Origin of the sequence: Marinigracilibium pacificum (genome assembly GCF_012926615.1) — a bacterium.
GTDB lineage: Bacteria > Bacteroidota > Bacteroidia > Cytophagales > Cyclobacteriaceae > Mangrovivirga > Mangrovivirga pacifica.
This window is the reverse complement of the sequence record NZ_JABBNU010000014.1, coordinates 1-15,131: the sequence shown is the minus strand read 5'-3', so window position 1 is coordinate 15,131 and position 15,131 is coordinate 1. Positions and strand designations below refer to the sequence as shown.

The window sequence follows — 15,131 nt, the reverse complement described above, 5'->3', positions numbered from 1 at the left end:
TGATAATCTTATTTTTAATGTTAACTGCGCTTATTCAACTTCCTTTTGTACAAAATGAAATCACCAGTAGGTTAAAATCAAAACTGGAAGCAGCCACAGGATACAGGGTAAATTTCGATAAGGTGGGTGTTTTATGGTATGATGAAATCAGCCTGAACGGAATCCAGGTTTTTGACCGAAACGACAGCCTTATGGTTGATGTTAACAGGTTGATTCTAAATTTTGATATTACCGGAATCAATAAGAAAGGACGAATCCATTTAAACAAAGTATCTCTCGATCAACCAACCGTACACCTTATCAAACATCCTGGTGAAGACACATTAAACCTTACTGGCTTTATTGTTTCATTGAAAAATATGGCCCGCAAACAAACTAAGACCAAAAAGCGGACATGGGTTACTTTCACGGATGTATTTATCGACAGGGGTTTCTTCACTTATAATTATATTGAAAAAGACAGTCTGCCATCTAATGAATTTGACCTGTTTCACTTTAAGTTAAATGAAATCAATGCCCACCTTGAGGGTTTTGAGATTTTCAATGACTCATTAAGTTTCTACTCAGACTTTCTTAATTCCAATGATCCAGTTTATAACAGATTACACATCAATGACATGCAAACGCAATTTCTCTATTGCGATGACCATATGTCTTTTGATGATCTGAATCTTAATATTGGAGAATCATTCATTCAGGATAGCCTTGTATTTAATTACAAATCACCTTCGGCATTAAGTTATTTCATTGATTCGGTAGATATCGAAGCAAAAATTAATAAAAGCATCATTGACTCTAAAGATCTGAGTCTTTTCGCATCCTATTTCAGAGGTCAAAACGAAAAGCATGAAGTTTCAGGGGTATTCAGTGGCGGAATCACCGATTTTTCGGTCTATAACCTTAATATAAACTATGCTCAGCGAAGTGAAATAAAAGGAAACATGCAGTTTTCGGGCTTGCCAAATGTTGGGGAGACCTTCATGTTTATCACTGTTGATGAAGCAAATATGTTTAATTCGGATCTTCAAAAGATCATCCCGGGAAAACGTGACACCCTGCTTACCCCTCTCGGCAAGACACAGATTGAAGGTCAGTTTATTGGCTTTGTTAATGACTTTGTAAGTAATGCCACATTCCAGACTGAAATCGGATATATCGAGACAGATATAAATCTTAAGCTATTTGAAAATAATGCGGCCAACTACAAAGGTGACCTGGTACTCAAAAATTTTGATCTTGGTAAATACTTTAACAGACCTGAAGATTTCCAGAAAGTATCATTAAGCGGTGAAATTCAGGGTTCAGGATTAATTCTTGAAAATGCGGATTTTATTCTCGATGCTAAGGTAACCAGCCTTGGAATAAAGGGATATAATTATAAAAACATTGTTACAAATGCCAGATTAGCAAGTGAGCTTTTCGAAGGAAAGCTAAGCATAGATGATCCTAATTTACAATTTGTCACTGAAGGCACAATTGACCTTAACAAAAACAAGGAGCTCATTCAAATAACTGCATCACTAGACACTGCTTTTTTTCATGAGTTAAATCTAAGTAAGGAAAAATTATCACTTTCCGGAGATTTCCATATTGATGCCACAGGTCTGGAAATTGACAGCTTGAGAGGAAATGCGCAATTCAGTAATACAGACATCGAGTTTAAAAATAACCGAATGCACATTGATACTCTTTCATTGATTTCGGTAAAAGATAGTCTCGGAAGAAAAATCAAACTTGAATCTGATCTGATAGATTTTAATGCTGAAGGGAAATTTAACCTAACAACTGCCTGGAATGACCTTCAGTTACTGTTGAAAGAATACACCTATATCTTAAGTAATGAAAAAGAAAAACTTTCAACACTAACCAGGAAAAGCTCGGATGAGTCATACGATATTGATTTTGAGGTTACAGGTTTTAATATGAAGCCAATTCTTGATCTGGTTGAGTCAAAAATGCAGATTCAGGATACCATCTATCTCTCCGGAAACTTTCAGAATGGAGCTACTTCCATATTAAACGCATACCTTGAAACAGACACCTTACAGCTGAATAAGTTGATAATGAAAGATCTGAAAGTTGATCTATCTACATCAAAGTTTAAAGACAGCACGAATGTTCTGGCGTATGCAATAGTTGAATCATCAAAACAAAAAGTTACCAATAATCTGACTACTGAAGATTTGTTTTTTGAAGCTATATGGAGTGAAAATCACATTGACCTTGAGTTTTTTGCTAAGCAAGAAAACGAAAATAATGATGCTAAAATCATTGGAGAACTTGATTTCCTTACTGATAGCACAAGACTTCGAATTGAGGAAGCTAAGTTTAATATATTGGATAAAAGCTGGGGAATTGACCCTGATAACTCAATAGCCTGGATCAATAAAATCTTCAAAGTATCAAATTTCAATGTTTTCCATAATGAAGAAATTATAAGTCTGAATGGTGTTATCTCTGACTCGACTGAACATGAGCTCGATATCAACGTCAACAACTTTAAGATCAGCACTTTAAACCCACTGATGAAAGTTAAGTATTATGGGACGCTGAATAGCGACATCACTTTAAGTAATTTATTTAAGAGTCCTGAAATTGATGGTACCTTATCGATAGATTCATTAAAAATCGATGACTTCCTCGTTGGAAATGTTAATGGTGTTTCTGAATTCAACAAACAATCACAAAAGATAGCCCTCGATCTTAATGTGGTGCGTGAAGGATTTGAAACTATCTCGTTAAAAGGTGATGTTTTCCCTAAAAGTGATCGAAATCAACTCGACCTGGTAGCTAGTTTTGATGATGCCAACCTGACTATTTTCGAACCCTATTTGAAAACTATTTTCTCGGATATCAGAGGGACAGCGCAAGGTGATTTCAAGATTACCGGAATGTTTGACTACCCGATATTAAGAGGAAACGGATTTATTGATGATGGTGGAATCAGAATGAACTACATGAATACCTACTATACATTCAGGGGTTCTATTTTCTTCGACGAAAACCAAATCGGATTCAGAAACCTTCAGCTAAGAGATGTAAACGATCAGCAAGGAGTTTTAAACGGTGGTATTTTCCATGACGGCTTTCAATATTTTACTCTAGACTTAAGAGGAGAGCTGCAAAACTTCAAAGTATTAAACACAACTATCAGGCAAAATGAACTTTTCTATGGAGAGGCATATGCCACCGGTGATGTAGAGATCCTCGGATCTTTCGAAAACCTGTATATCACAGCTAATGCCACAAGTGAGAAAGGAACGCATATTCACATTCCTGTTAGTGAGGAAGTAGAAAATACTACAACTACAGACTTTATAACCATCGAGGATGCAGATTCAGAACAAACTTTAGAACTAAATGCTACTGAAGAGGAAATTGACCTGAGTGGAGTAATCCTGGATTTCAACTTTGATGTTACCACCGATGCCTACCTGGAGATCATTTTTGATGATAAAACCGGAGATATACTCAGAGGGTATGGTAATGGAAAAATCAAAATGATCATTGATACACAGGGTGAATTTAACATGTTTGGTGACTACCAGATTGAACGTGGTGATTACAACTTCATCTTCTACAATGTCATCAATAAGCACTTTAGCATTTTGCCTGACAGCCGAATTACGTGGTATGGTGATCCGTATCAGGGTATCCTTGATATCAGGGCTTCATATAGCAACCTTGCTTCTTTAAGGCCTATCTTGAATATTCCACAAGACGACCAGGTATCGACTTCAAATACTGATGTTGCCAGAAAGTATCCGGTAAATGCATTAATGGATATTGACGGGCCGTTATTATCGCCTAATGTTGATTTTGATATCGAAATTGTTGATTATCCGCGACAGATGCTTGCCGAAGTTCAGGCATTTCATAGGGATGTTCAAAATAACGAACAGTATTTGAACCAGCAGGTATTCAGTCTTCTAGTGCTTGGTGGGCTTACACCGCGTAATACCTTTACCGTGGAAAACACCATTGCCACAAACAGTATGGGTGAGTTATTATCTAACCAGATAAGCTATTGGTTAAGTCAGGTAGATGATAATCTGGATATCAACCTTGACTTCCAGCAATTTGAAACATTCAGGGTGAGGCTTTCATACAGCATGCTTGATGGTCGTCTGACAATTACTCGCGATGGTACCTTTAATAATAATGCCAACAATGCAGGACTCGATAACAATACTCAGCCGGTAAATGAACTTATCGGAGATTGGACAATCGAATATGTGCTGACCAAAAATGGCAAGCTGAAGGTTAAAATGTATAACAAAACCGACTACAACAATATTTACTCACTTACAGGGTCTGATGTTAATGCCGGACTCAGTTTGTTATACACCGAAAATTTTGACAACATCAGGGATTTGTTTGGGAAGGACAAAAAGAAAAAAGAAGAAGAAGAGAGTCCGGAAGATGAAAATGAACAAAACAATTTGAATGATGATGCTGTTTTGAGGGAAGAAAATGATCCCGAATAAATGACTAAAGAAAAAATCAATATTTTTTGGTTTCGAAGAGACTTGAGAACAGACGATAATCACGGTCTGTACGAAGCATTAAAATCAGAACACAAAGTACTCCCAATATTTATTTTTGATAGACAGATTCTTGATGATCTTGAAGACAAGAAAGATCCAAGAGTAATGTTTATTTCAGATAAAATCAATGAACTTCATGCTAGTTTTCAAAAGCATAATAGTGGTTTATTGACTTTTTATGACACTCCTGAAGAAGCATTTCAGTCTTTAACACAGGAATATAACGTTGATACAGTCTACTGTAACCGTGATTATGAGCCCTATGCCAGGCAACGCGATGAAAAGATTGAAGAATTTCTAAAATCAAAAAATATCGGGTTCAATACCTATAAGGACCAGGTAATATTTGAGAAGTATGATATTTTGACTCAGACGGATTCATACTACAAAGTATTCACCCCCTACAGCCGAACATGGTTGGATAAATGGGCTAAGGATGAAGTTCCACACTACTGGAGTGAAAATAACCTTCATAATCTTTACGAAACTACAGTAAAGAATCCCCACCAATTATCAGATATGGGGTTTGAAAGATCAGAAATTGAGATTCCAACAAACGATATCAATGAAAACATTATTGAAACCTATGATGAAACCCGGGATATCCCCAAATTGGAAAAAGGGACAACTCACCTTGGTATTCATTTGAGATTTGGGACAATAAGTATTCGGAAACTTGCAAAAAAAGCAGCAGAACTAAATAAAACCTATTTAAACGAACTCATCTGGAGAGAGTTTTATATGATGATTCTGTTTTTCAACCCACAGGTCGTTAATAATAACTTCAAACCCAAATATGATGCTGTACAATGGATAAATGATGCGGAAAAATTTCAAAAATGGTGCGAAGGAAAAACAGGTTATCCACTGGTTGATGCAGGTATGAGGCAATTAAACCAGACGGGATATATGCATAACCGGGTAAGAATGGTTGTAGCCAGTTTTTTATGCAAGCACCTGCTCATCGACTGGCGCTGGGGAGAGGCTTATTTTGCAAAGAAGCTGCTTGATTATGAGCTTGCCAGTAATAATGGAGGTTGGCAATGGGCTGCCGGGACGGGCACTGATGCCCAGCCCTATTTCAGAGTCTTTAATCCTTCGTCACAACTCAAAAAATTTGATCCGGATATGGAATACATTAAGAAATGGGTTCCTGAAATCCTTTCCGGTGATTACCCTAAACCAATAGTAGAACATAAAGCAGCCCGGGAAAGAGCAATAAAAACTTATGAACAAGCAGTGAAATAAAAAGGAAGTATTAAGTTTACCGGATGAATCTATCGGTAAGGACAATCCTTTTTGCACTTTTATTGATCATACCAGCATTAGGCTTTGGTCAATATTCTCCTGAAGCATCTGATACCACGGATTCAAAAAACCATGTAGCAAGGTTTGCCTTAATTTCGGCAGGAACCTATGCCCTGACCATGACCTACCTCGGAACCACCTGGTACAACAATGATGAGAAAGTTTCATTTCGGTGGTTTGATGATTCCAAAGAATGGAAACAGATGGATAAGGCAGGGCACATGACAGGTAGCTTTTTTATCACAGAATTGATGGTTGACGGGCTTCGAAATGCGGGACTGGAAAATAAGAAATCGATTATCTATGGAGCAGCTGCTGCAACAGTAGCAATGGCATCAATTGAAATCTTTGATGGCTATTCTCCGGATTATGGAGCCAGTGGAACAGACCTTTTGGCTAATTTGCTCGGCACAGGATTGTTCGTGTTACAATCAAACAGAAGCTGGGACAAACAGTGGGTAAGACCAAAATTCAGTTTTTCAACTTCCGGATATGCTTCTATGAGACCTGAAGTACTTGGAGATGGACTTCACGAGCAAATTTTAAAGGATTATAACGGGCAAACCTACTGGTTAAGCATTCAGACAGATAACTTTGGCAACATACCAAAATGGTTATCGTATATCAATATCGGCCTTGGCTATGGTGCTGAAGACATGATCTACGCCAGAGACCATCAGAATATCGAAGCCGGACTTGATCCGTATCGACAGTTCTTTTTAGCTCCTGACATTGATCTGTCAGCAATTAAAACAAATAAGAAATGGCTGAAGTTTATACTTAAGCTAGCTAACTATATACATTTACCGACACCTGCTCTTGAAATAAACACCAGGGGCAATGTCAAATTTCACCCTATATATTTCTAACAATGAACATCGGAGACAAAGTAAGATTTTTAAGAGGTACAGAAAGCGGAGTTGTGACTTCCATTGTTGATAACCAGACAGTAATGGTTGAGATCGAAGATGGGTTTGAGATCCCGGTACTTCGTTCAGAACTTGTGTTCATCAGTAAGGAAGAAACTACCTATTTCAAAAAGAAAGAAACGCCAGAATACGAAAAGCAGGCTGAGAAAATTAAAGCTGCTCCGGCTGTTATAGGTTGGCCGGAAGGCATATATGTTGCGTTCAAGCCTGTTAACGACAAACAAATGGCTCTGCACCTGATCAACCTAACTGATCAAATGGTGTTATTTTCCTTTTCTGAGATTTCGGGAGATAATTCGAAGGGTATCATTGCCGGAAGAGTACTTCCAAAAGAGCATTACAAGCTCTTTAATCTGGATTCAAATGACTTTGATAACTGGCCTGTGTATCGAGCAGACATCATTTATCATTCAAGAACATTTGAAGAGACTCCGACACCAATGAGCAGACAGATTAAATTCAAGGCTGGGAAATTCTTTAAAAGCAGAAGAAAAACACCTTTAATTGATGCTGATGCCTATACATTCAGATTAGATGATCAGGGAAAGAAAATAAATGTTCGCGAATTAAAAGAAACACTTCAGGAATCATCTGCAAAACCAGGAGAAAGCCAAAACTATTCATCTGCCCAGAAACCTTCAGCAAGCATTGATTTACATATCGAAGAGCTATCGAAAGATCATGCAACAATGAGCAACAGCCAGATGCTTGATTTACAATTTGATACATTCTTGCAAAAATTTGACCAGGCACTAAGTTCAGGAATGGATGAAATCACATTTATTCATGGAGTTGGTAACGGTGTATTAAAAAACAAGATCCACAAATATCTGAGTGGAATAGACAACATCAAATACTTTAAAGACACACAACGAGACAAATGGGGTGGTTACGGTGCCACCAAAGTTGTATTTAAATAATAAATAATCACCAGATATCATTTTAATCAATATCTGGTGATTACTCTTATCTCGATTAAGTCTAGATCGTCAGTCTCCTCTCTAAGGATCCGGATTCCTGATACCCATACTTTTTAATGTAAACTCAATCAAGAAGCATTCAGGGTATATTTTCATTTCTTTCTTTCAGGCAGCTCAAAAATCAATTTGAAAAATGGGTTAATTGTTAAAAATTAAAATTTTAATATTTATTAACATTGACTCAGTAAATTAATTTCACAAGGATCGTTATTAGTTTATAAACAAATAATACAAAATCTATTTTATCACCCAAATCCCTGAAGTCAATTGAAGAATTTTTATTTATTAACAATTACAACTGTATTAATCCTGGCGATGAGTTGCAGTAATGGTTCAGAAAAATCAGGCCATAAAACCTATGCAGATTATATTGAAGAAGCAGCAAATCTTGCAAAAGACGATGCTAAACCTGAAAAAGTGAAATATAATATCACAATGGCATTTAAAGAGAACAAAGAAAAAAGTTGTGAAACTTTCACTTTTATGCTTGACAGTACTCAAAGCTGGAAAATAGTTAAGGACTATTCCGGAGAAATAAAAAAACAACTTAAAGAAAATAATTGCCTTACTTATACAGAGTATCAAAAAAACGAGGTAACAGAATAGCTAACCAGGTGAATTAAAAGGCATAAAGCACTCAAAACCAGTCAAATCACTCAACAATTCATTTACATATCGTTCATATTAAATAAAATGAAATATAATTCTGGAAAACAATAAAATATCCTTATATTATTCATAATAACTAACTAACCGTACCCAAATATTATGAACTTTCTGGAATTCATTGAAGAATTCTCCTCCGAGATCGGGGGACAATTTTCCGAGTACGACCAAAACAAATCGGTAATCGTAATACCGGTTGATGAGTCACGTTATCAGACCGTATTAGGTATGATGCGCATGAACGAAAAATATGGAAAAACAGGTGTGGAGTTTACCTCCAAAGTCTGTGAATTTACGCCCGACATCGATCTAAAACGACTGTTGGTTGAAAATGCACGCTTCTGTCATGCCAAATTTGTGATTAGCGATAACTTCGTTAAAGTAGAGGCAGCGACCTTCCTTGATAACATCACTGATGATTTGCTCAAAGAGATGATCACTGAGGTTGCAGAGCTTGCTGACGAGTATGAGTTTAAATTAACAGGTCTGGATGTACATTAAATAATCTGTATGGTATAATTTTACGTTTCTAAAAAACAAAGGCAGTACAGCTTATCGCACAAAATCTGATTTTGTGAGGAAAGTCCGGGCAACACAGGGCGCCGTACTTCCTAACGGGAAGGTGCTGGCAGGCTTCGGCTTGTCAGTAACAGCCAGTGCCACAGAAAATATACCGCCCTGACAAGCCGCAAGGCTTCGTTATGGGTAAGGGTGAAAAGGTGAGGTAAGAGCTCACCGGTCATGGTGTGAATCATGATGCGAGGTAAACCTTACGGGTTGAAAGACCAAATAGGTTCCGGGTTAAGCTGCCCGCTTATTTCCTTCGGGAAGCCGGAATGGGTAGGTCGATAGAGCCTGATGGTGACGTCAGGCCCAGATAAATGATAAGCACTCCGCAAGGAGGACAGAACCCGGCTTATCGTGCTGCCTTTGTTTTTTTATTTTTTATCATTTTTTTACTGGCATTCAATTTGCTGTTCGTTAATTTTATTTTTTTAACCAACCAGATAGATCATGGCTAAAATATTGATCATAGATGACGAACCGGGCATCAGAGAAACACTGAAAGATATTCTTTCATATGAAAAGTATGAAGTAGACGATGCTCCAGATGGTAAGGCCGGTCTGGAAAAAATCGAGAAAAATGATTATGATATCGTATTATGCGATATTAAAATGCCAAAGATGGATGGTATGGAGGTTCTTACTAAAGCCCTTGAGCTTGGAAAAGATACTCAGTTTATCATGATATCTGCCCATGGCACGATCGAAACAGCTGTAGATGCCACCAAAAAAGGTGCTTTTGATTTCATTTCCAAGCCACCGGATCTTAACCGAATGCTTGTGAGTATCAGAAATGCACTGGACAAATCAAATCTGGTTACCGAAACTAAGACTCTTAAGAAAAAGATCGCCAAAAAATATGATATGATCGGTGAGTCGGAGCCAATGGGTGAAATTAAGGAAACTATCGAAAAAGTAGCTCCAACTGATGCCAGAGTATTAATTACCGGGCCTAACGGATCGGGTAAGGAACTGGTAGCACGCTGGCTACATGAGAAAAGTGAGCGTTGCAACGGACCAATGATTGAAGTTAACTGTGCAGCAATTCCTGCAGAGTTGATTGAGAGTGAATTGTTTGGTCATGAAAAAGGAGCATTTACCTCTGCTGTAAAGCAAAGAAAAGGAAAGTTTGAACTTGCAGATGGCGGCACACTCTTTCTGGATGAAATTGGTGATATGTCGCTTTCGGCTCAGGCAAAAGTACTTCGTGCACTTCAGGAAAACAGAATCACCCGTGTTGGAGGAGATAAAGATATCAAGGTTAATGTCAGAGTATTAGCTGCAACGAATAAAGACCTGAAGAAAGAAATTGAAGAAGGTAACTTCCGTGAAGACTTGTATCACAGGTTGAGTGTGATCATAATCAAAGTGCCTTCATTAAATGACAGGAAAGACGATATCCCTTTACTGGCAGACAAATTTCTTAATGATCTGGCTGGTGAATATGGCACTGCTAAAAAGGACATTGACGACGGTGCTGTTGAAGAATTGAAAAAACATGACTGGACAGGTAATATCCGTGAGTTGAGAAATGTTGTTGAGCGATTGGTAATCATGTCCGGAAAGACAATTACCGCTGATGATGTGAAGAAATATTGTTAATTGATATATTCCTTGTAAGGGTGTTGCATGCAACACCCTTTTTTTTTGTCCTGGTTAGTGTCTCTTAGAGTCTTGGTTGGTGTCTTTATGAGTTTTGGTTGGTGTCCCCACCAATCATTCTAAACATATTTTCCATGGCTAGTGAGGACACAAGCCATAACAATTATGATGATGGAACTTTGCTGTTCGATATGGTTCGAAGGGTATAAAAGTTCTGGTTAGTGTCTCCACTAACCATTAAATAATCTGTTACAAATGAAGACGACAGATGGCCTCACAATATTTTCATCGCCCTTGTTTAGCAAAGCGTAACGAGGGTGTTAGAGAACTGCGTTTGTAACGCAGATTTAATAATTGGCATTATATATTTTCTGCTATTCAACATGTTCAGAAGGGCTTGTTGAATCATTGATAATGAGGGATTTCAAATCCCCATTTATTCTTAGTTACCGGATGCGCTGCGCAAACATCCAGAACAGCAGTAAGTCCTGGTTGGTGTCCCCACCAATCATTCTAAACATATTTTCCATGGCTAGTGTGGACACAAGCCATAACAATTATGATGATGGAACTTTGCTGTTCGATATGGTTCGAAGGGTATAAAAGTTTTGGTTAGTGTCTCCACTAACCATTAAATAATCTGTTACAAATGAAGACGACAGATGGCCTCACAATATTTTCATCGCCCTTGTTTAGCGAAGCGTAACGAGGGTGTTAGAGAACTGCGTTTGTAACGCAGATTTAATAATTGGCATTATATATTTTCTGCTTTTCGACATTTTCAGCAGGGCATGTTGAATCATTGATAATGAGGGATTTCAAATCCCCTTTTATTCTTAATTACCTGATGCGCTGCGCTAATATCCGGAACAGCAGTAAATCATGATTGGTGTCTCTTAAAGTCTTGGTTGGTGTCTCCACCAACCAGTCCAAACATATTTTCCATGGCTAGTGAGGACACAAGCCATAACAATATCCCTTAGCCATAACTATAAAACCATCAGATTACATCCTCTGATATCACTATTATCAAATCGTCCCAGGACTTCAAAAGTGCCATCATCATATTTCCGGCCCAAATCCTGTGTTTCAATAAACGAGCAAGTATCAACATTAGCCAGGTCGATTACATTAACCCCGCCTGTTTTTCTTTCAGGTACATAACTGAACGGATCATTAGTATCACGTAATATGATATCAAGTGTTGATGAAGGAGCAAAAATGCCATTCCCATTGGAGTATGCCTGAGATAATAATTCTGTCATCCCGTATTCAGAATGAACCCTTTCCACGCCAAATGATTTTTTGATAATTGTATGAACCTCTTGTCTGGTCATTTCTTTCCTCCTACCCTTCATACCACCAGTTTCCATGATAATTAGTTCAGGAAAACTCAATGAATAGCTTTCTGCAAAATCAAGTAATCCGAATGTAACTCCAAACAATACCACAGTCTTTCCCTCACCTTTTAGTGATTGAAGCAGGTGATACAACTTATCGTGATCATAGAGAAAAAATCCGTTTCTGGCATCTCCGGAAGATTTGATAAAATGATCAACCATATAGATTAACGATGACCCTTCTCTTTCGAGGTAGCCCGGCAAAAGAGCAAGAATGACACAGTTTTCTAATGATGGATAATATTCATTCCAGATTTTGGTAGTGATAGCTTCATACCATTTGGTGCCATATAATTCATGTCGTGATGTAACCGAGCCCGTAGTGCCACTGCTGGTAAAAATCCTTTCCGGAGTGGAATTTAAAGTAGATATTCGATGCCTTTTAAAAAAACTGATCGGAAGGAAGGGAATTTCCTCAATTGAAGAAACTTTCGTAGAATCAACAGACAAATGACTTATATATTCATTATAAACAACATTATTTGTTGCCTGATACCTGAAAACTTCGAGAGCAAGTTGATTAAACCCCTGCTTATCCCCTCTTGATAAATTTAAGATCCTGTCCTTTAAACTATCTGACATCAATGTTCGTTTTAATATTGTAAATAATTACATATCTTTAATTAAAGATAGACGAGCACCTATGAAATATAATGCGATATTAGCAATAATTTTTATTCTATGCACAGCGGCCTTTTGCGACGGACCGCCGTCACTTTCTTCTACCCCTGCGATCAGCTACAATAACATTACTTATTATGATACAGGATTTACTAAAAATCTTTCGCTGGTATTAAATTTTGAAGATGGAAATGGCGATCTGGGGTTAAGTCCTGAAGATATCGGAGTACCATATCATCCTTATGCATTTATCCTTGATAATGGTGAGTTAATCAGATTTGGAGACCGTGAAGGTGACCCGGACTTTAATTGTATTGATTATGAATTGATTGTTAATGGAACTGATGTAGATACCTTCTTGGTTCAAAGAAATAAATATCACAATAATATATTCATTGACTTTTTTGTAAAGAGGCAAGGAGTTTGGGAAGAATATGATCTCAGAAAAATAGATCCGTTTTTATGTGCTGATACTTATGACGGTCGATTCCCTGTTTTAAATCTGGAAGAGAATGAAAGAGCAATAAAAGGAGAGTTAAGGTATAACATGTATTCTGCGGCGATATTTTCGGTATTCAGAAATGACACAGTTAAATTACAAGTTCAGGTTGTAGATAAAGCCCTTAATGAAAGTAATATTATAGAGACTCCCCCATTTACATTCCCACAGATTACAGTTACTGAGGTGCCTGATACCGACGGACAATAAAAATACATAAGAAATTAATATATCAAGCTGTTAGGCCGAAAGGTTTAGCGGCTTTTTTTATTGTCTCAAAAACACCCATACAATACTAATAATCTATCACTTCAATAATTAACAAACCAAATTAGCACCCCCATTTTAAGTGTTGATTATACGTATAATAAACGTATATATACGTATAATCTTACGCTTAGCTAAGAAGAACAGACTATATTGAAAATGAGGTGAGAAACATCCTTTTGAAACACAAAACAAGTAAAATAAGGCAATGAATGGAGTTAAATGGAGAGTCTGAGATTCAGATGGAAGGGTTAAAGCATATAAAATCAAATTTAGGAAGAGGCCGTTGACCCCTTAAAAAAATTAAAAGTCAAAAAAGCAGGATAATGAGAATACTAAGCGCGACATTATTGTTCAAACAGATTTTTGGAAATAATCAATTGGAGCTTATATTGCCAGAAAATAACAAAACACATATGTGGGATAAGAGCAATAGAGTCGCGCTTATCCAATCGTTATGCTTAATTGATATGAAAAAAACACTTACATTATTTGGTTTATGTGCAGCGTCAATTATGTTTGGTCAAACAACAACGGATACCATTTATTACCAAGCAATAAAAAAAAATCTGCCTGATTGGGAGATTCTAGATGCTAATAATTATATCAAAGAATTAGACATTTATAAAACGAATTCTATCGATGAGCTGAATTTTGTAAAGGGAGATTTTAATTGTGATCAGGTGGAAGATTTTTTTACTCTTTTATATAAAAAGAATAAAAATGAATTAGGATTATGGTTTTTCTATTTAAATGATGATAAATATTCATGTATTAAAATTGACTCAATTCCCGAGACTAAATATCCCTATGGGTATGGAATATCTCTTGTAAATCCAGGGCAAATATCAGATATGTATGAAGAAACACAAATTAATCTAAATTGCAATGCTATTCAGATAATAAAATTTGAAGCTGCTTCAGTAATTCATTATTGGACTCTCGATGGATTTAAAGAATTACAAACTGGTGACTAAAACTAAGCATAACAGCATGTATAAGTTATGACGGCATTAGTGCCAGGTCAAGCGCCGGATTCTCGCTGGATTTCACTGTCCTATCGGACGCGAAATCGGCACGATAATCCGCCCCAACTCATACATCGAACGTTGTGTGTAATGTAACCAAACGATAATATGTCTGAATTTATTGAACTAAAAGATTTAATCCATCTGAAAGGAAAACTGACTCACGACAATTTCATTTTCAGAAATTTAAAAAGGATTGAATTTAAACACGATGTTTCCAATGAATTAGCTTATTTGGACATTAACAAGCATAGTATTAAAAACAGAGAGTTTGCTATTAAAAAAGGTAATAGTGAAATAGTTCTTAAAGGAAATAAAAATTATGATTTTGAAATAATTGACTTATCAAAAAATGAAAAATGGAAACCATTTAATCCTATAAAGATTATTGCAATTTCTAACAAGTCATTTTATAAATCGGAATTTACCGAAATACAAATAGTAAGTAACGGTTATGGAAAAATGGTTTATTCAGAAAATAACTTCATCGGTAGAATAAAAAGAAAACGAATTGACATAAAAGATGAAAATTACACGAATATTCTAATCGGAATTTGTTTTGTGGATTTAATTAGTAATGATGTTTATAAATTAAACGAAACGAATGATTAAAAAACACTACACACAATAACTAAGCATTCGAGTGGCCGATAGGCCTATACTTGAATGCAGTGTTGACAAGTCCGGTGCTTGAAAATGTTACTATGGGTAAATCGACGA

General features: G+C 36.7%; 11 protein-coding genes and 1 other RNA gene. 11 read left to right on the top strand and 1 reads right to left on the bottom strand.

Going from position 1 to position 15,131, the window contains the following annotated elements; genetic code table 11:
• Positions 1 to 17 precede the first annotated feature (17 nt).
• The 8 genes from HH304_RS19155 (at position 18) to HH304_RS19120 (ending at position 10,596) form a co-directional block, all read left to right on the top strand.
• Positions 18 to 4,487 carry a translocation/assembly module TamB domain-containing protein gene (locus tag HH304_RS19155; protein WP_169684903.1) on the top strand — a complete coding sequence of 1,490 codons (4,470 nt, stop codon included), beginning with the start codon at positions 18 to 20 and terminating at the stop codon, positions 4,485 to 4,487.
• Complete coding sequence (locus HH304_RS19150; protein WP_169684902.1) at positions 4,488 to 5,795, top strand: cryptochrome/photolyase family protein; 1,308 nt, start codon at positions 4,488 to 4,490, stop codon at positions 5,793 to 5,795.
• Between the two features lie 23 nt (positions 5,796 to 5,818).
• Positions 5,819 to 6,724, top strand: coding sequence for a DUF2279 domain-containing protein (locus tag HH304_RS19145; protein ID WP_169684901.1), 906 nt, complete (start codon positions 5,819 to 5,821; stop codon positions 6,722 to 6,724).
• A 2-nt stretch (positions 6,725 to 6,726) separates the two neighbouring features.
• A complete protein-coding gene (locus HH304_RS19140; protein WP_169684900.1) occupies positions 6,727 to 7,704 on the top strand; it encodes a Smr/MutS family protein in 978 nt (325 codons plus the stop codon).
• A gap of 327 nt (positions 7,705 to 8,031) precedes the next feature.
• Complete coding sequence (locus HH304_RS19135) at positions 8,032 to 8,370, top strand: hypothetical protein (protein ID WP_169684899.1); 339 nt, start codon at positions 8,032 to 8,034, stop codon at positions 8,368 to 8,370.
• A gap of 162 nt (positions 8,371 to 8,532) precedes the next feature.
• A complete protein-coding gene (locus HH304_RS19130; RefSeq protein WP_169684898.1) occupies positions 8,533 to 8,931 on the top strand; it encodes a type III secretion system chaperone family protein in 399 nt (132 codons plus the stop codon).
• A gap of 38 nt (positions 8,932 to 8,969) precedes the next feature.
• Positions 8,970 to 9,365: RNase P RNA component class A (gene rnpB, locus HH304_RS19125), an RNA gene on the top strand.
• Between the two features lie 79 nt (positions 9,366 to 9,444).
• Complete coding sequence (locus HH304_RS19120; RefSeq protein WP_169684897.1) at positions 9,445 to 10,596, top strand: sigma-54-dependent transcriptional regulator; 1,152 nt, start codon at positions 9,445 to 9,447, stop codon at positions 10,594 to 10,596.
• 989 nt (positions 10,597 to 11,585) lie between these two features.
• Here HH304_RS19120 and HH304_RS19115 read toward each other — a convergent pair.
• Entirely contained in the window at positions 11,586 to 12,578 is a 993-nt protein-coding gene (locus HH304_RS19115; RefSeq protein WP_169684896.1) for a long-chain-fatty-acid--protein ligase, read from the bottom strand.
• Between the two features lie 61 nt (positions 12,579 to 12,639).
• Between HH304_RS19115 and HH304_RS19110 the strand changes: the two genes are divergently transcribed.
• From HH304_RS19110 to HH304_RS19100, 3 genes are all read left to right on the top strand, one after another.
• Positions 12,640 to 13,326, top strand: a complete 687-nt coding sequence (locus HH304_RS19110; protein ID WP_169684895.1) for a hypothetical protein — start codon at positions 12,640 to 12,642, stop codon at positions 13,324 to 13,326.
• 383 nt (positions 13,327 to 13,709) lie between these two features.
• On the top strand, positions 13,710 to 14,360 hold the full coding sequence (locus HH304_RS19105; protein ID WP_169684894.1) for a hypothetical protein: 651 nt from the start codon (positions 13,710 to 13,712) through the stop codon (positions 14,358 to 14,360).
• Positions 14,361 to 14,519: 159 nt separating this feature from the next.
• Positions 14,520 to 15,023 carry a hypothetical protein gene (locus HH304_RS19100; RefSeq protein WP_169684893.1) on the top strand — a complete coding sequence of 168 codons (504 nt, stop codon included), beginning with the start codon at positions 14,520 to 14,522 and terminating at the stop codon, positions 15,021 to 15,023.
• The last annotated feature ends 108 nt before the right edge of the window (positions 15,024 to 15,131 follow it).

Bases quoted from the DNA above. Each gene is read 5' to 3' on its own strand.
- HH304_RS19130 (WP_169684898.1), top strand. From the start codon at position 8,533: ATGAACTTTCTGGAATTCATTGAAGAATTCTCCTCCGAGATCGGGGGA.
- HH304_RS19145 (WP_169684901.1), top strand. From the start codon at position 5,819: ATGAATCTATCGGTAAGGACAATCCTTTTTGCACTTTTATTGATCATA.
- HH304_RS19115 (WP_169684896.1), bottom strand. From the start codon at position 12,578: ATGTCAGATAGTTTAAAGGACAGGATCTTAAATTTATCAAGAGGGGAT.
- HH304_RS19140 (WP_169684900.1), top strand. From the start codon at position 6,727: ATGAACATCGGAGACAAAGTAAGATTTTTAAGAGGTACAGAAAGCGGA.
- HH304_RS19100 (WP_169684893.1), top strand. From the start codon at position 14,520: ATGTCTGAATTTATTGAACTAAAAGATTTAATCCATCTGAAAGGAAAA.
- HH304_RS19110 (WP_169684895.1), top strand. From the start codon at position 12,640: ATGAAATATAATGCGATATTAGCAATAATTTTTATTCTATGCACAGCG.
- HH304_RS19155 (WP_169684903.1), top strand. From the start codon at position 18: ATGTTAACTGCGCTTATTCAACTTCCTTTTGTACAAAATGAAATCACC.
- HH304_RS19150 (WP_169684902.1), top strand. From the start codon at position 4,488: ATGACTAAAGAAAAAATCAATATTTTTTGGTTTCGAAGAGACTTGAGA.
- HH304_RS19120 (WP_169684897.1), top strand. From the start codon at position 9,445: ATGGCTAAAATATTGATCATAGATGACGAACCGGGCATCAGAGAAACA.
- HH304_RS19105 (WP_169684894.1), top strand. From the start codon at position 13,710: ATGAGAATACTAAGCGCGACATTATTGTTCAAACAGATTTTTGGAAAT.